Source organism: Cytobacillus sp. C11.1, assembly GCF_058145115.1.
Window position 1 is genome coordinate 939159 of sequence record NZ_CM176935.1, and the last position, 16616, is coordinate 955774.

Below are 16616 nucleotides of genomic sequence, written 5' to 3' on the forward strand. Positions count from 1 at the left end.
GAGAATATGTCTTTGCAATTCAGCGTTCTCGCGAGCGGCAGTACTGGGAATGCGATCTTTGTCGAGACGGAGGAACATTCCTTTCTGGTTGATGCCGGCTTAAGCGGAAAGCAAATGGAAGCCTTATTTCAACAGATTGACCGGGATATGGGGAAGCTGTCAGGGATTTTAGTGACACACGAGCACAGTGACCATATAAAAGGTGTAGGTATTCTTGCAAGAAAGTATAACCTGCCGATATACGCAAATGAAAAAACCTGGCAGGCGATGGACAGTTTAATTGGACAAGTTCCAGTTGACCAAAAGTTCCATTTCGATATGGAAACTGTTAAGACTTTCGGTTCCCTGGATATTGAATCCTTTGGCGTTTCCCACGATGCGGCTGATCCCATGTTTTATGTGTTCCATCAGGATGGGAAAAAACTTGTGTTAATTACCGATACAGGGTATGTCAGTGATCGTATGAAGGGCCTCATTTCGAATGCTGAGGCTTATGTGTTTGAAAGCAACCATGATGTCCAGATGCTTCGCATGTGCCGATATCCTTGGAATATTAAAAGAAGAATCCTCAGCGATGTGGGACATGTATCCAATGAAGATGCTGCCCTTGCTATGAGTGAAGTGGCTGGAGACCGTACAAAAAGCATTTATCTCGCCCATTTGAGTCTTGATAATAATATTAAGGACCTGGCCAGAATGGCGGTAACACAGACGCTTGAGAGCCGAGGCATCATTGTGGGTGAGCAGTTTGATCTCTACGATACTGATCCCAAGATACCAACTATTTTAACGGCAGTTTAATAAAAAAAGGAGTGCGCTAAGATCTTTAAATCTGCTGCGCATTCCTTTTTTTATTTGGGTGTTTTCTAAAAGCGAGCATCCTCGAGGAAATCAACCTCTCCTCACTACTTGTTAAAAAAGCAACAAAGTTTGCGAAAACAGCCTTTTATTTGATGTGTTTAAAATTTTAAACAAAAGTATGAACAAAGTCGTAAGATTGCTTGAGTTTGTGCCTTTTGATTAGATTTTTAAAATCGAGAGAGTATAATATTGGGTATAAAGGAAGAATAAATTTTAGCATTCATATCTTAAACGGCTTTTTCCAGCACTGCGGAAAGCTGGCGTTTCGGTAATTTATAAAGAAAGGATTGGTACGGCTTGGGTTATTATGATCAAGATCATCAGAACCGTTATAAAGGGCAAAAAGGCAACAAAGGCGGGTATTTTTTGGCCAGCCTTGTCGGCATTATATTAGGAGCAATTCTTGTCATTGTTGCGGTACCTAAATTATCTGATTATAATGTACTCCCTTATACGGTTGAACCCGATGAGGAGTTACAGGAAAATGCGGATGGCAACAATGGCGCCAATGTTCAAAATGTCTCACTTGATGTGGTGACCGATGTAACCAAGGCTGTCGATAAGGCAGGTGATGCGGTTGTGAGCATTACCAACATTCAAACAGCCGGATTTTGGTCAAACGAAAATAATGGCGGCGGACAACCTGCCGGAACAGGTTCAGGGGTCATTTATAAAAAAGAAGGAAATACAGCATTCATTGTCACGAATCACCATGTGGTTGAAGGAGCCCAGGAACTTGAAGTAAGCTTACCGGATGGCACAAAGATTCCTGCAAGGCTGGTCGGCAGCGATATATGGACTGACCTGGCTGTACTTGAAGTAGAGGCAAAGGAAATTAAAACTGTAGCTGAATTTGGGGATTCGGATACTTTAAAGCCAGGAGAACCTGTTATAGCTATAGGAAATCCTCTGGGACAATTCTCTGGCTCAGTAACTCAGGGAATTATCTCTGGGGTGGAACGCGCGGTGCCAGTTGATATTGACCAAAACGGAACAGTCGATTGGCAGGCAGAGGTTCTCCAGACGGATGCTGCCATCAATCCAGGAAACAGCGGCGGAGCATTAGTTAATATCAGCGGCCAGTTAATTGGCATTAATTCCATGAAGATAGCACAGAATGCAGTTGAAGGAATTGGCTTAGCAATCCCAATTAACTATGCTCGGCCAGTAATAGATGACCTTGAAAAATTTGGCGAGGTAAGGCGGCCATATATGGGGATTCAATTAACCTCTGTAAGTGATATTCCTGGCTACTATCAGCAGGAAGCATTGAAACTGCCTAAGGATGTTAAAACAGGGGTTGCCATTACGCAAGTAGAACCTAACTCTCCAGCTGCACAGGCCGGATTGAAAGAGATGGATGTCATTGTTGAGATGGATGGAGAAGAAATAAAAGATATCATCGAACTGCGCCAGCATCTATACACGAAAAAAGCAGTTGGAGAACAAATGAAGATTAAGTTTTACCGTGAAGGCAAACAGCAGGAAACAACCATTAAACTGAGCGGCGAGACATTTTAATCGATACTGGGAAGAATAAACGGGAAAGCAAATACGCTTTCCTGTTTTTTATTGTTTTGTTAAGATGAGATGTGGATAAGTTGTATACATAGGCAAAATAATAATTATCCACAGGACCGCTAAAAAAAGGAAGGCTCCGGCCTGAAAGGAGAGCTGGGTAAAATGATTTACTGTTGTGAAGAACATGTTGATCTAGCTATAGATGTAGTCGTTGATGAGTACGAAACATTCCCGCAATTAACAAAAATTGAAGAGGAAAAAAAGTTATCAACAACCTGTGAATATTGTCAAAATAACGCAATATATGTTGTAGCGAACGAATGATCTCATACAAGATGTGGATGAAAAATGTGGACATGTGGATAACTTATGTGGATATCTTGTTTGTAAAGTGAGGACGAGCTGTGAATATCTCAATTATTACAGTAGGAAAGCTTAAAGAAAAATACTTAAAGCAAGGAATTGACGAATACTTAAAAAGGCTGTCGGCATATGCCAAAATGGAAATTATCGAAGTTCCTGATGAAAAAGCCCCTGAAGAACTAAGTGAAACGGAGATGATCCAAGTTAAGCAAAAAGAGGCTGAGCGGATTCTTTCTAAGGTCCACCCTGATGCTCATGTCATTGCGTTAGCTATTGAGGGCAAAATGAAATCATCAGAGGAGCTCGCCGACTCACTAGATAAGCTTGCTACATACGGGAAAAGCAAAGTTGCTTTTGTCATCGGCGGCTCCCTCGGCCTCAGCCAGGAAGTTCTCCAGCGTGCTGATGAAAAACTTTCTTTTTCAAAAATGACCTTTCCCCATCAGCTTATGAAACTAATCCTGCTGGAGCAGGTTTATCGGGCGTTTCGGATTAATCGGGGAGAACCGTATCATAAATAATATCAATCCTTCATAGCGCTCTGATACAATCTATAACTCAAGAAACCAGATGACACCGGTGCCGCCAACATGCCATCTGGTTTTATTGTTATTTACCCTTCTATATACTCAACAATTCTCTCGCATACTCCATGAGTAATGAGAGAATCCTCTATAGATGGATCAGGAATCTGATTGTTTTGAACACAATTGATGAAATGATCTGTTATTTGATAGAATCCCCTCTTAAAAAGTGTGGGTTCCCAGTCACCGAATTTCACTATTTCCGTTTCTTTATTATGATAATGTGTGGTTTCTACAAGGCTATCAACGACATATTTGTGGTGTCCAGTCATATATTCAATTTTCTCTTCTGTGACTCCACCGTTTCTGTTCATAATTCCTAAAGCGATGCAGCCATTGCCCAAAAGCTGTATAACCAGTTGGTCAAGCATTTCCCCATTTTTTATGTACTCTACCTTAACATCCTTAACCGGGGTATCCATCAAGAACCTAAGGGTATCTACTACATGGATAAAATCTTCTACAACAAATCTTCTTACATAATCGGGAGAAGCGAATCTATTTTTTTGCATGATAATCATGCTGGCTTTACCGTGGTCCTTAAGCTCTTTTACTCTAGGTATAAATCTTCTGTTGAAGCCAACCATTGCGATTCGTTCATTGTCTTTCGCCAGCTGGACAATTCTTTCAGCCTCATGGAAATTCATCGAGATGGGTTTGTCTATATAGGTGTTAATGCCTTTTTTAAGAAGTTTTTCTGCTATTTCAATATGGGCTTCTGTAGCCGTACTTACAAAAGCGGCATCGATTCCCATTGTAATCAGTTCCTCTACGGTTTGAGCCTTTTCTTTAATCCTATATTTTTTGGCTAATGTATTCAGAGTTTCGCTATTCCTTGTGCATAGAACCAGTTCAATTCCTTCTTTTTCAGAAAGGACAGGTAAGTAGGCTTTTTTTGCAATGTCACCCAATCCAATTATCCCAACCTTAATCGTAATCACTCCTCATGTGTTTCTAATTTTTTATGTTAAACCGTATTTTACGCTGCTGCAAACCTTTGGCAATAATTATGAGAAGCAGAAAAAAGAGCAGGCCGCCGAAGCCTCCACTTTATCTCATCTATTCTGGTGCCTATTTTCTTTTAAGGACCTACAACTTCCTATCGACCGCCTGTGGAGGCTGTTCGAGCCAACTTTCCTTTATCGATAAAATCAAACCTTTTCCATAATACTTTTTCATATCGTTTGTAATTTTGGTAAGTTTAAGAATTATATCTGATCTTAAGCTTGAAGTCATAGCCTGATTGACCATTGTAAAACAGAAAATTCCCAGGCAGGTATTCACAAAGAACATCATCAGCTTATCGGAGAATGGTGACATCTCCACATCAAATATTTTAAAATCTCCTGAAGCTGAAAGCGGTATATTTTCTTCTTTAAAAATTTCCTGCAGAGAATCTATTACTTTTTCAATCGTGTCTCTTCCTTTGCTAAAATGACTTTTTAAATCTGAATTCGAAGAAAGTTTACTAAAAGTGACAAAAACCATTTTTGAAAACTGGGCCCTATGTATGATTCTGGATAGATTTGCAATTTCCGCAACATTCAAAGGTCTTGATCCTCCAAAAAAACCATTGAGATATTTTATGCTTTTGGCGAAATCAATCCGATCATCAATATCAATTTGCGGAGGCTTCAAATGAATTCCTTTAGATAACATGAGAACTACTATTTCATTTTGTATTTTAAAGGTAAACTCTATGCTGATTTGGAAATAATCCCGAATATCCTGTCTGATGCATTCTGATAATGCACTTGGATAAGTACTAAAAGTGAGCTGGGTAATATCATGGCAAAAATATAATATAAAGGTGTCGGAAAATAATTTGGGTGCCTCGACTTTTATGTCTTCATTCGTAAAGCCAATTGGAATCGTAAGCTTCTCCTTCTTAAAAAAAGCCTCAAGTTGATTCAGATTTTTTTTTGATTGATGCAGCATCCTTTCAACTATTTTTTTAATTTTTTTATCCTCTGCTGAGACGAAAAAGTATTCAAAAAACCTTAATTCCATACTGTTTTTTAAATAGGATGCCCAAATATTAGACACTTCTGTGGCAGTTATATCTATAGGCTTATTATTTTTTGCAGAAAGCACTGTAACCACTCCTTTCTAATATTGTTACGTAAAGATGCGAATTTATAACAAATGCGGCATCATTGATGAAAATCAATTATATAAAAATACCTTAAGGGTTCCTTTGCTATCCATGGTTGCGAGCAGCACATTTTTAATTTCCGTTTGATATACCCTTTCTAAATTGGAGATCAGCCAGCTTTCGTCCTTTTGAATATTTTCCAACTCTCTTTGATCTACTTGACCTTCTTTAATAATGGTTCTGGGCATATCGAATGGTTCTGCATTCATTTGTAAGGACTGTGGTGTAATGGGTTCGTATTTGGGATCTAAAAAATAGGAAATACTTCCGTTGGCTTCCCATAAAGCCAATGCCACCTTTTTAACATCTTCTACGTTCTTTTCGCGTAATTCTTCCAGCAGTACATCAATTGAGATTCTTGCTTTTTTCAAACCCTTATAAATAATTTCCCCATTTTGTACCACTTTGATGGGCTTATTATTAACCAGCCCTCTAATTGCCGGCCATTTTAGGATACTGAATAAACTAGCCAGATATAGTACAACTAACACCATAGTTGTAACAACAGAACCTTTAAGGCCAAGCTCTTCATCGGACAATGGATGGGCAATAATATTTCCAATTACTAATGCCATAACAAAATCAAGGAGCCTTAATTGGGAAATGGCACGCTGGCCCAAGACTTTTGCAACAATCACTAAAAAGAAATAAGCAATGACAGCCCTAAGCCCCCACTCCATGGTGGTGAGTGTTTGCTGTCCTTCGAAAAAATCCATTTATGACACATCCTTAATTCACAGTTAAAACCTTAGGCAATCATCTAGAAGGACCTATTTATATAAAATATTTGCGTTGCAGCCTTTTAAGAGTTTTTTCTCAGTCAAATACAATTATTCAAAAGAATAGATCATAACCATTACATATAACATGTGACGTTTGAAAAAACTAAGAAAAAGGAGGCGTGTAAAAATGAAAAAGTTTTTATTGATGTTTATCTTATCTCTTTCCTTCTTAACGCTAACAGGCTGCGGAAATGATGAAAAGCCAGAGGAAGGCGAACAAGTTGAAGATGTTGAAGAAGAGGATGAAATTGGTGGCGGCGAGATTGATGATGAGTAAAAAAATCTAAATGCAAAAAAATTTTACAAAAGGCTGTTTTCCTAAAAGATGTAGTTTTTAGATAGGAGGCTCACGACCCGCCACGGGGTTCGCTGAGCATCCTGGAGCGGAAATCAGCTTAACAAAAAGGGAGGGCCAATTGCTGGTCCTCCTTTTTGCGTACATATAAAGCCTAAAACTAAATTATAAACACAAAACAATTATTTTATAGGGAGTAGTTTGGGCAGGAATGCTCTTGGTGGAAGGGCCATAGATAACAATTAAATTCCGGTTGGCCATCGTTTTTGTGAAAGCTTGCCCATTTGTAAGTACAGTCTGAGTTAATGGAGAAATATTTAGCTTTAGTTGGCCATCGCTGCTTATTAATTGTGAGTCAAAATAGTCTGCTTTTACGTTTTGATAGGGATTATGTTTTACCATGACAAGTGCACGATATTGCGGCGGGTAAATAAAAGGAACAGGTGCATTTCCGTCATAATATCCTGTTACTCTGTCACCTATTGTTACCATTGCCTGGTCGACAAAATAAGTGGATGGAGACACTATAAAGTTTACTAATGCCCCGGCGCCATTATCTGCTGAGATTTGTTTATAACAACCCTCTTCCTCCCCGTTTTGCCCCAATGAAATATCACTTATCATTGTGACGGTGCCAGAAAAATACTTTAAATTTACCACATTCATTCCTCCAGTGCTGCTAATAAATGTATTCCGGTTCAAATACTACATTTTATTTAACCAATCTAATGAAGGTTCGAAAAATTTTTGCTCTGTAGAGATCCTGTTATGAGGCTTGAGCTTTGATTCATGGTTTTCCTTTATTGGGGAAACCTAACATTATCATATTTAATTATATAAGGGAGTTGGCAGCATTGAAAAAGGTAACAAGTGTTTTTTGGATCTCTTTAGTAATAGCAAGTATCTTTGTTATTTGGGGGATGGTTGCACCTGTGCAGTTAGGTGAAGTGATGGATCAAACCAAAGCCTTCTTTCTGGATACATTTGGCTGGTTTTATCAGTTATCGGCTACTTTTTTCCTCATCTTTGCTTTGTATTTGATTTTTAGCAAGTATGGAAAAATTAAATTAGGTTCGAATGATGATAAGCCAGATTTCAAACGAAGTACATGGTTTGCTATGCTGTTCAGTGCTGGTATGGGTATTGGGTTATTATTTTTTGGAGTTTCCGAACCGATTTCCCACTTTACAAGTCCCCCGATTGGTGAGGGAGGTACACCCGAGGCTGCGAGGGTCGCTTTACGATATACTTATTTGCATTGGGGTTTTCATGCATGGGCGATTTATTCTGTTATAGCGCTTGTCCTTGCTTATTATAAGTTCCGAAAGAAGCAGCCGGGGTTAATGAGTATTACGTTAACGCCTCTTTTAGGGAACAAAGCAAAAGGAATCATTGGCATCATAGTCGATAGTGTTGCGGTGTTTGCCACGATTTTTGGAGTAGCTGCTTCCCTTGGACTGGGAGCAGCCCAAATAAATGGGGGACTAAATTATGTGGCAGGAGTCCCCAATAACTTTACAGTGCAGCTATTGATTATAGCAATCGTAACGGTCCTGTTTATCCTATCAGCAAGTACTGGCCTTCAAAGAGGGATAAAGTATTTGAGCAATGCAAATTTGGTGCTGGCTGTTATTTTGTTATTTACCTTCTTATTTTTAGGGCCAACAGGGTTCGTGCTGGATCTTTTTACAACTACTTTGGGAAGCTACGTGCAAAACTTGCCCAGCATGGGATTAAGGCTAGCTCCTTTTAATGAAGAGCAAGCAACCTGGATACAGGATTGGACCATTTTTTATTGGGCATGGTGGATAGCGTGGGCACCATTTGTCGGGACTTTTATAGCCCGTGTATCAAAGGGGAGAACTGTGAGAGAATTCATGATTGCCGTACTTGTTATTCCAACACTTGTTTGCGCTTTTTGGTTCAGCATTTTTGGAGGAACAGCGATTTATTTTGAGTATTTTGAAGGTGTGAATATTGCAGGACAAAGCCTTGAGACAGCATTATTTTTTGTATACGATCGCTTGGCATTTTCAGGTGCTCTCGTCGTCGTTACACTATTGCTCATAACCACTTTCTTTGTAACCTCTGCTGATTCTGCAACCTTTGTATTAGGGATGCAAACAACCAATGGGGATCTGAATCCGCCTAACTTTGTAAAAATCGTCTGGGGGCTGTTTTTATCAGCCTCAGCCATCGTATTGATGCTTTCTGGCGGACTGAATGCTATGCAGACAGCCATTATAGTGAGTGCATTTCCGCTGACTTTTGTTTTAATTGCTATGTCATTTGCGGTTTTAAAGGATTTTAGAAAAGAAGTTCCTGCAAAAAGCGGGGTAAAGAAAAAAGCCAAAAAGGTAAAGCCGGGGGATGAGCCTGATCCAGGGCTGGTGTAATGGCGTTTTTATATAAAGAATAAGTTTTTTGTGAATCATGAGCAAAGATTAAGTCTTTGTTCATGGTTTTTTTATTTGCAAAAATCCTATTTTTAGTTCAAAAATCTCATTTTTCAGAATAGTTAAAAATATTAAAGGAACCTCAGCCTCCTTAACGAATTATTCACATGGTTATTTATTTAGCAATAAGGAGGGGTTTTTATTGAAGTTTCTTCAGGGCTTTAAAAAGTTTACGTGGATCTCGCTAGCTTTAATCCTGATATTTAGTGCTGCGATGCCTATCCAAGCGAGAGTGGTCAATGACGACCGGGCAACAGAAGCAACTCAAGAGGACAGCAATTATGCATTTGTACAATTTAGTGATGCACCGATTGCTTCGTATGATGGATCAATAAGCGGCTATGAATCGACAAAGCCATCGAAAGGAAAAAAAGTAAATCTTAACTCCCCAGCCGCAAATAAGTATGGCAAAAGACTTCAAGCACAACGTGAGAATTATATAAAATGGCTGGCAAAGCAGTTTCCGCAAGTTGAAGTGGTAACAGATTATGCCGTGACGTTTAATGGTCTTGGTTTAAAACTTAATGGAGTTTCCCTTAAGGAAGTTAGCCGGGGACCTGGTGTTTTAAAAACAGGTTATAGTGGAACCTATCAAAAGGCAATGAGTGATAGTACATCTTTAATTAATGCTGAACCAGTTTGGAATGCGCTTGGCGGCCAGGCAGGTGCCGGCGAGGGCATGAAAGTGGGTGTAATCGATTCTGGAATTGACCAAAATCATGAATTCCTTGCCCCAAATGAAGGAATGGAAATGCAAGCTGGTTATCCAAAAGGATCTACAGAATTTACAAGCAATAAAGTAATTGTTGCAAAGGTATTCCACCAGGAGCCTTGGCAGACTCCACAAGCGGTTGATAGCCATGGGACACATGTTGCAGGTACCATTGCCGGAAAAGCCGGAACGGAGCCTAAGCTTGGCGACAAAACTCTTAGCGGAGTAGCACCTGGTGCCTACTTAGGAAATTATAATGTTTTCCCAGGCAATGTGGAAAATGCAAAAAGTTTGTTTATCGCGAAAGCAGTCGAAGAAGCAGTTAAAGATGGCATGGATGTTTTGAACCTTAGTCTGGGTGGAACGCCTCATAAAGGTGCCGACCTGCTGGACATGACTGTAAACGCAGCAGTTGATGCAGGGGTCGCAGTGGCCATTTCTGCAGGTAACGAAGGGCCAGGAAACTATACAGTAGGATCTCCGGGTACTGCGGATAAGGTAATCACTGTTGCAGCAACAACAAATAGCCGTTCATTTGCGATGTTCCTTGAATCGGTGGCATTAACAGGAGGCAAAACGGTTGCGACATCAGGAACTGATGGAGGTAAAGTAGAAGAAGCATTATCTGGTGAGTACGCAGTTTGGGCAGATCATGCCGCAGGAGATAAACTAGCATGCTCTCCAATCAACGGAACACCGCTTGAAGGAAAGCTTGCACTTATTCAAAGAGGCAGCTGTACATTTGCAGAAAAGATTAACAATGCTGCAGCAGCAGGAGCTAGTGGGGCCATTATTTATCAGCTTGATGGTGTGGAAGAACCCATTCCAATGTCATCTGATGGAGCTTCAGTTCCAGCGGTTATGATTGGAAATGAAGCAGGCCAGGCACTGGTAAAACATACTGGAGACCGCAGTGTAACAATCACATATCCATTAACAGAAGTAGGTACAACGCCAAACCTCTTGGCAAATTTTAGTTCATGGGGCCCAACACCAAATTATCAGTTAAAGCCTGATGTAGCTGCACCAGGTGTAAATATCTACTCTTCAGTTGTCGGAGGAGGCTATGAGCTTTATCAGGGTACCTCAATGGCAAGCCCTCATGTAGCGGGTTCGGCTGCTGTTCTTCTGGCTAATAGCAAGAAGAACGGACTTGGATGGGGACCGGCAGAAGTGAAAGCTGCCTTGATGGGAACAGCAAATGACGTAGAAGGCAGCGTAATTCCCAATACAGATGTATCAGATCCCCTAAAGGTTGGTTCTGGCCTTATCGATCTTGGACAAGCGATAGACCCAATTGCAATGGCATTCCCATCATCATTAAGCTTTGGGCTGGTACGTCCTGTAGGCGACCAAATCTATCAAATGAACTTTAATTTAGTAAATCCCTCTGATCAAGAGCAAACATATACAATAAATAGTGATGAAAACCTTAGCATTAATTCTAGTGAAGTCACCCTTAATCCGAAGGAAAGCAAAGAAGTTACAGTAACGGTACAAAACCGAGGAAGTCAATCACAAGGACAGCAACCTGAATTTATGAGCGGGTATATCAGCGTAACCTCTTCACAAGGGGATATTCGTATACCATATCTATATGTAATAGACTATAACCGCTAGAATAAAGGGATTGCCAATTTGGCAATCCCTTTTCCTATTCACCAAAAATCCCTTCATATATCCTCTGTAAATCCTCACGAAGCTTCTCTACCGGAACAAAGCGGGCTTCTCTTAAAGCCTCTTTTCCATCCAGGTATAAAACAATTACAGGCACTGTAAAAGCCATCAGAAAACCGGCTATTTCCGTTACCTTGCCCGCATTAACGAGACCAGCTTCAATGTGGGGATATTCTTTTAATACTTCCTCAACCTGAGGAAGCAAACCATGGCAGACACTTCAGCTGTCCGTTAACACATAAATAAAGCTCAGTTCGTGATTCTGAATGAATCCCTGAACTTCTTCCATGGTTGTCAGCTCTTTCATCGTACTCCTCCCTTTTTCAGTAAAGACTTTTTTCCATTATACAATAGGATTTCCAGAAGTCTTTCTAGAATACCTTATTGGGTTATTGTATTTAATTGTAAGGCTATAATAGGTTTGGATAAAGAATAGGAGTGATTAGATGGCAAACCAATGGGAAGAGAAGTTTGGAGCTGAGGAATATGTTTATGGTGAAGAGCCAAATGAGTTTATAAGAGAACAAGCTTACCGGCTTGGGGGCAAAAAGAGAATTGTTGCTTTTGCAGAGGGCGAAGGACGCAATGCTGTTTTTCTTGCCACGCAGGGACATGATGTAACAGCCTGGGATTATACGCAAAGCGGGTTAAAGAAAACGGAAAAATTGGCTGAGCGCCATAACGTCAGAGTAGAAACAGGACAGAAGGATTTAATCCATGATCCTGTGCCTCCGGAAGAGTATGATGCATCCATAATGGTTTTTGGCCACTTTTTTAAAAAGGATCAAAAGAAGGTATTTGAAAAGCTGATTTCAGTAGTAAAGCCTGGAGGAACTGTCATGCTGGAGGTTTACTCAGAGGACCAGCTTCGCTATCAAACAGGCGGCCCTAAAAGAGTTGATATGGTATATGATCCTGCCGATCTGCTTGAATGGATTCGGGACTATAAGGTTCTCCATTTCTTTTATGGCGAACAGGAGAGAGTGGAAGGGACAGGACATACTGGTACTGGCCATGTTATCCAGGTAATATTGGAAAAAGAAAAAATCTAAAAAAAGGGAGGCTATGCGGCCTCCCTTCTGTATATTTATTAAGATGTGATCGTGTGGCTGCTGCTTGCTCTAGCGGAAAAGACGCGGTATAAGACAAATGCAATCGCTGATAGCACGATGCCTGATATATATGGAAAGCCAATGCTGATGGTGAAGAGCCAGCCTCCTAAAGGCGGGCCGATAATTCTGCCCAGGGAGTCAAACGATGATAACAGCCCTGTCGTACTGCCATGCCCGGTCTGGGAAGTCTTTGTCAGCAGGGAGGAAACACTTGGGCGGATAAAACCGTTCCCCACACCAAATACAGTCAAATAAATGGCTGCTGTAGCGAAGCTGTCTATCAGCAATATTAGAGCAAAACCAATGGCAGATATCGTAATACCGATTTGGATTACAGCTCCTTCTCCGTACTTTTTCGTCATCCTCCCTACTAAACCGCCTTGTACAAGGGCTCCTGCAAATCCCATAATCATAAAGATATAGCCGAGCTCAACAGTACCCAGACCTGCTTTTTCAGCAGCAAAATAGGCAAATGTTGCTTCAAGGCCTGCCAGGGATAAAGAGACAAACAGCTGCAGGATAAACAGAATACTAACAGGTCCGTTCAACGCTTGTAATAACCCAGTCCGTTTAGCAGAATGATTGCTCCGCTGTTCCGGTGAAAGGGATTCTTTTAGAACGGCCATGACGAGAAAAAATGTAATGAAGGAGGAAGCTCCCGCCAGATAAAAAGGTATATTCAGACTTTCCCGGGAAAAGACGCCGCCGATTGCGGGTCCAAAGATAAATCCTAAACCGACAGCGGCACCGATAATCCCCATCCCTTTTCCACGGTCTTCTTCAGAAGTGATATCTGCTACATAGGCCATGACAGTCGGCATGTTGGCAGAAGATAAAAAGCCTCCGATGATTCTTGCGGCAAACAGCATCCAGAGCTCAGAAGATAAAGCCATCATGAAAAAAGATAATCCAAGTCCGAGATCCCTATCATGATGACTGGCTTTCGGCCTATTCTGTCGGAAATTCGTCCCCACATGGGGGCAAAGAGAAGCTGCATTAAGGAATATACAGCCATCAGCAAGCCTAATTCTGTAGGCGAGGCCCCTAATTCTTCAGCATAAAAGGGAATAACAGGAATAATGATTCCAAACCCCACCATAACGAGAAACATAACAGCGAATAAAAGAGGCAGTGCTTTTTTTGAATTCAAAGTATTCACTCCATAATTGTCAAATTCCACTAAGTAATATGATTATATCAAAAACAATCCCATACTTTCACCTTAGGAAGCATGCAGTAAATAAGATCTATTTAGTCATAAAATATTCCAAATATATTGAAACACCAAAATAATATAAATTATGATGAGCTTGTATGTTATACACCAAAATGAGAGGGGGATTTTTTAGTGGAAAAGAAATTAGAAAAGAAAGTGCTGATTGCAAGCTTGATTGGAAGTTCCATTGAATGGTTTGATTACTTTTTATATGGAACGGTTGCTGCACTTGTATTTAATCAAATGTTTTTTCATAGTGATGATCCGGCTGTCGGTTTAATGCTGGCGTATGCTTCCTTCGCACTTGCTTTTTTCATCCGTCCGCTTGGCGGCGTAATTTTCAGCCATATCGGCGACCGAATCGGCAGAAAGAAAACGCTTGTCCTGACATTGTCACTTATGGGAGGAGCTACCGTCCTGATGGGCTTTCTGCCAACCTATGACAATATTGGAGTAGCTGCTCCTATTCTTCTTATTGTTTTGCGATTAATACAGGGAATTGGGCTAGGCGGTGAATGGGGAGGCGCGCTTCTGCTGGCTGTTGAATATGCACCAAAAGAAAGAAGAGGATTTTTCGGAAGCATACCGCAAATGGGTGTAACCATTGGCATGCTGCTAGGAACACTGGCTTTGTCCATTATGACTTTGCTGCCGGAAGAGGCCTTTCTGTCCTGGGGCTGGCGTGTGCCATTTATCTTAAGTGCACTGCTTGTCATCTTTGGCCTATGGATCCGCAAAGGTATTGATGAAACACCATCCTTCAAAAAAGCCCAGGAAAAGGGTGAGATTGCCAAGATTCCTTTCGTCGAAACGATGCGCAGCCATTGGAAGGAAGTACTGATTGCAGTAGGCGCAAAGGTAGTCGAAACAGCGCCGTTCTATATCTTTGGAACCTTTATTGTTTCCTATGCCACCACACAGCTTGGATTCTCCCGTACCGTCACGCTAAGTGCCGTGACAATTGCAACAATTGTTACAACCATCTTAATCCCGCTTATGGGAAAACTATCGGATAAAATTGGCCGCAAAAAGCTGTATGTGGGCGGAACAGTGCTTATGATGCTCTATGCATTCCCTTACTTCTGGCTTCTGCATCAAAATTCAGCTCTATTGCTTATTATAGCGACAGTGCTGGGTCTTGGTATCATATGGGCTCCGATTACTGCGGTGCTGGGAACGATGTTTTCGGAGATTTTTAAGTCGAACGTCCGTTATACCGGCATCACGCTTGGCTATCAAATTGGCGCTGCTCTAGCAGGAGGAACGGCTCCCCTTGTGGCAACAGCCTTGCTGAATGCCTATGATAATTCCTATGTGCCTGTAGCCTTGTATATCATGCTGGCAGCAGCCATCTCCTTAATTGCGATTGCATCCGTCCGTGATCGAAGCAATCAGGACCTGGATGCTGAAACACCCGAAAATGCCTCCATACGTACAGGTTTCGGGAAATCACTCTGATCAAAAAGCTTAAAAGGGAAAGAAGAAAGGTAGATTTTATGCTTGTATTATCTGAAAAACAAATCCAGTCAATATATTCGATGGAATCAGCTATTAAGGACATGGAGCAGGCTTTATCTCACTTTACAGAAGGAGAAATCCAGAACCCGCACAGGACTGTATTGGATTTCCCGGATAAAAAGGCATCTGCCCTCTATATGCCAAGTGCCATGGAACCTATCGGAAAAACAGCTGTAAAGGTGGTCACCATTTTCCCGGGCAATCAATCAATTGGCAAGAGAACCACCCAGGGAGTCATTTTATTAAGCGATACGGATAATGGAGAGCATCTGGCATTCATGAACGCATCCTATTTAACAAGGCTGCGGACAGGAGCAGCAAGCGGAATTGCCACTAAGCATCTGGCGAAAAAGTCGGCAAGATCAGCAGCGGTGATTGGCTGCGGGGCAATGGCTGAAGAGCAGCTTCAAGCTGTATTGGAAGTCCGTGAAATAGAGGAAATAAGGCTTTATAACCGGACTGTTTCCAAGGCACATGACTTTGCTGAAAAACTTAAGGAGTTTAATGGTAAGGTAGATATTTTTGAAAATGCAGATGAAGCTGTTTCCCAAGCAGATATTGTTATTTGCAGCACTCGTTCTGAAAAACCTGTTTTCTCAGGACAGGCTCTCCAGCCAGGAACACATATAAATGGGGTAGGCTCTTATCTTCCCCATATGCAGGAAGTAGATACAGAAACGCTCTTGAGATGCTCTAAAATAGTGGCGGATACGATCGATGGCGTGAAAGATGAAGCGGGTGATTTTATCATTCCTGCCAACGAAGGAAAATGGAGCTTTTCAAAGCTTCACGGTGAATTGGGAGACCTGGCAGCCGGGAAGATTGGAGGCAGAGAAAATAACGAAGAAATAACCTTTTTCAAATCAGTCGGAGTCGCCTACTTTGACCTCGCGGTGGCTGCGGCAGTTTATGAAAAAGCAATCCAAGAAGGTATTGGAACCAAGGTAGAAATCTAAAAGGATGAATAGTGATTAGCGAGCTTGGGAAAATCTATATCTATACTTCCGAAAAAAAGGAGAGATATGGATGCCAAAGAAGCCGGATAAAGTAACTGAAGAACAGCAAGTGGTTTCTGCTCAAAATCAGGCAGATCAATTTAAAAAAGGAATGGATACCGAATTTTCCATGGAAGAAAATGTTCAGGATGCGGCAGCTAAAAGCCAGCAGTACCAGGCAAATAATCAGCAGCCGACATATGAGCCAAATAAGCCGTTTTAAGAGAAACTGCATGATGGGTTTTTAAGCCCATTATGCAGTTTTTTTATTTTAGCTTCAACTCAAAAATAAAGTTCGGAATTCTCAGAGTTAGGTATATATTACTATTCCAAAATTAGGAAAAATAGTTCTAAGGGCTGTTAATTAGT

Annotated in this window: 16 protein-coding genes and 1 pseudogene; 11 read left to right on the forward strand and 6 right to left on the reverse strand. The window is 41.1% G+C overall.

Annotation, left to right across the window (positions count from 1 at the left end; translation table 11 throughout):
- Positions 1-6 precede the first annotated feature (6 nt).
- The 4 genes from AC3ZVC_RS04820 to rlmH all read left to right on the forward strand — a co-directional run bounded on the left by AC3ZVC_RS04820 (position 7) and on the right by rlmH (position 3266).
- Positions 7-801, forward strand: coding sequence for an MBL fold metallo-hydrolase (locus AC3ZVC_RS04820; protein WP_490066623.1), 795 nt, complete (start codon positions 7-9; stop codon positions 799-801).
- Between the two features lie 357 nt (positions 802-1158).
- The gene (locus AC3ZVC_RS04825) at positions 1159-2382 is read left to right on the forward strand and encodes a S1C family serine protease (RefSeq protein ID WP_490066626.1); all 1224 of its coding nucleotides are present in this window, start codon (positions 1159-1161) and stop codon (positions 2380-2382) included.
- Between the two features lie 162 nt (positions 2383-2544).
- Positions 2545-2706: a CxxH/CxxC protein gene (locus AC3ZVC_RS04830; RefSeq protein ID WP_214723398.1), complete on the forward strand. Its 162-nt coding sequence runs from the start codon at positions 2545-2547 to the stop codon at positions 2704-2706.
- 80 nt (positions 2707-2786) lie between these two features.
- Positions 2787-3266 (forward strand): 23S rRNA (pseudouridine(1915)-N(3))-methyltransferase RlmH, encoded by a 480-nt coding sequence (rlmH, locus tag AC3ZVC_RS04835; RefSeq protein WP_490066630.1) that lies wholly within the window; start codon positions 2787-2789, stop codon positions 3264-3266.
- 92 nt (positions 3267-3358) lie between these two features.
- Here rlmH and AC3ZVC_RS04840 read toward each other — a convergent pair whose 3' ends face one another.
- From AC3ZVC_RS04840 to AC3ZVC_RS04850, 3 genes are all read right to left on the reverse strand, one after another.
- The gene (locus AC3ZVC_RS04840) at positions 3359-4270 is read right to left on the reverse strand and encodes a Gfo/Idh/MocA family protein (protein ID WP_490066632.1); all 912 of its coding nucleotides are present in this window, start codon (positions 4268-4270) and stop codon (positions 3359-3361) included.
- 148 nt (positions 4271-4418) lie between these two features.
- Positions 4419-5423 carry a DUF3231 family protein gene (locus tag AC3ZVC_RS04845; RefSeq protein WP_490066634.1) on the reverse strand — a complete coding sequence of 335 codons (1005 nt, stop codon included), beginning with the start codon at positions 5421-5423 and terminating at the stop codon, positions 4419-4421.
- A gap of 72 nt (positions 5424-5495) precedes the next feature.
- Positions 5496-6200, reverse strand: a complete 705-nt coding sequence (locus AC3ZVC_RS04850) for a DUF421 domain-containing protein (protein WP_490066636.1) — start codon at positions 6198-6200, stop codon at positions 5496-5498.
- A gap of 193 nt (positions 6201-6393) precedes the next feature.
- On the opposite strand from AC3ZVC_RS04850, the gene AC3ZVC_RS04855 reads away from it, so the two are divergent.
- Positions 6394-6543, forward strand: coding sequence for a hypothetical protein (locus AC3ZVC_RS04855; protein ID WP_490066640.1), 150 nt, complete (start codon positions 6394-6396; stop codon positions 6541-6543).
- Positions 6544-6726: 183 nt separating this feature from the next.
- Here AC3ZVC_RS04855 and AC3ZVC_RS04860 read toward each other — a convergent pair whose 3' ends face one another.
- Positions 6727-7221, reverse strand: a complete 495-nt coding sequence (locus AC3ZVC_RS04860; RefSeq protein WP_490066645.1) for a hypothetical protein — start codon at positions 7219-7221, stop codon at positions 6727-6729.
- Between the two features lie 194 nt (positions 7222-7415).
- Here AC3ZVC_RS04860 and AC3ZVC_RS04865 point away from each other — a divergent pair, with 194 nt between their 5' ends.
- Positions 7416-8957, forward strand: coding sequence for a glycine betaine uptake BCCT transporter (locus AC3ZVC_RS04865; RefSeq protein WP_490066647.1), 1542 nt, complete (start codon positions 7416-7418; stop codon positions 8955-8957).
- Between the two features lie 202 nt (positions 8958-9159).
- Positions 9160-11349 carry a S8 family serine peptidase gene (locus AC3ZVC_RS04870; protein ID WP_490066648.1) on the forward strand — a complete coding sequence of 730 codons (2190 nt, stop codon included), beginning with the start codon at positions 9160-9162 and terminating at the stop codon, positions 11347-11349.
- 34 nt (positions 11350-11383) lie between these two features.
- Here the strand turns inward: AC3ZVC_RS04870 and AC3ZVC_RS04875 are convergent, their stop codons facing one another.
- Positions 11384-11611, reverse strand: coding sequence for a thioredoxin family protein (locus AC3ZVC_RS04875; protein WP_490066649.1), 228 nt, complete (start codon positions 11609-11611; stop codon positions 11384-11386).
- A 241-nt stretch (positions 11612-11852) separates the two neighbouring features.
- On the opposite strand from AC3ZVC_RS04875, the gene AC3ZVC_RS04880 reads away from it, so the two are divergent.
- The gene (locus tag AC3ZVC_RS04880) at positions 11853-12458 is read left to right on the forward strand and encodes a class I SAM-dependent methyltransferase (RefSeq protein WP_490066652.1); all 606 of its coding nucleotides are present in this window, start codon (positions 11853-11855) and stop codon (positions 12456-12458) included.
- A gap of 38 nt (positions 12459-12496) precedes the next feature.
- Here AC3ZVC_RS04880 and AC3ZVC_RS04885 read toward each other — a convergent pair.
- A pseudogene (locus AC3ZVC_RS04885) lies at positions 12497-13668 on the reverse strand (MFS transporter).
- A gap of 198 nt (positions 13669-13866) precedes the next feature.
- On the opposite strand from AC3ZVC_RS04885, the gene AC3ZVC_RS04890 reads away from it, so the two are divergent.
- The 3 genes from AC3ZVC_RS04890 to AC3ZVC_RS04900 all read left to right on the forward strand — a co-directional run bounded on the left by AC3ZVC_RS04890 (position 13867) and on the right by AC3ZVC_RS04900 (position 16470).
- A complete protein-coding gene (locus AC3ZVC_RS04890) occupies positions 13867-15192 on the forward strand; it encodes an MFS transporter (RefSeq protein ID WP_490066654.1) in 1326 nt (441 codons plus the stop codon).
- 38 nt (positions 15193-15230) lie between these two features.
- Positions 15231-16208 carry an ornithine cyclodeaminase family protein gene (locus AC3ZVC_RS04895; protein ID WP_490066656.1) on the forward strand — a complete coding sequence of 326 codons (978 nt, stop codon included), beginning with the start codon at positions 15231-15233 and terminating at the stop codon, positions 16206-16208.
- Positions 16209-16278: 70 nt separating this feature from the next.
- Positions 16279-16470: a hypothetical protein gene (locus tag AC3ZVC_RS04900; RefSeq protein ID WP_214723459.1), complete on the forward strand. Its 192-nt coding sequence runs from the start codon at positions 16279-16281 to the stop codon at positions 16468-16470.
- Positions 16471-16616 lie beyond the last annotated feature (146 nt).

Excerpts from the sequence above, each read along its gene's own strand:
- AC3ZVC_RS04820 (WP_490066623.1), top strand. The coding sequence starts at position 7 with ATGTCTTTGCAATTCAGCGTTCTCGCGAGCGGCAGTACTGGGAATGCG.
- AC3ZVC_RS04830 (WP_214723398.1), top strand. The coding sequence starts at position 2,545 with ATGATTTACTGTTGTGAAGAACATGTTGATCTAGCTATAGATGTAGTC.
- AC3ZVC_RS04850 (WP_490066636.1), bottom strand. The coding sequence starts at position 6,200 with ATGGATTTTTTCGAAGGACAGCAAACACTCACCACCATGGAGTGGGGG.
- AC3ZVC_RS04855 (WP_490066640.1), top strand. The coding sequence starts at position 6,394 with ATGAAAAAGTTTTTATTGATGTTTATCTTATCTCTTTCCTTCTTAACG.
- AC3ZVC_RS04880 (WP_490066652.1), top strand. The coding sequence starts at position 11,853 with ATGGCAAACCAATGGGAAGAGAAGTTTGGAGCTGAGGAATATGTTTAT.
- AC3ZVC_RS04895 (WP_490066656.1), top strand. The coding sequence starts at position 15,231 with ATGCTTGTATTATCTGAAAAACAAATCCAGTCAATATATTCGATGGAA.
- AC3ZVC_RS04900 (WP_214723459.1), top strand. The coding sequence starts at position 16,279 with ATGCCAAAGAAGCCGGATAAAGTAACTGAAGAACAGCAAGTGGTTTCT.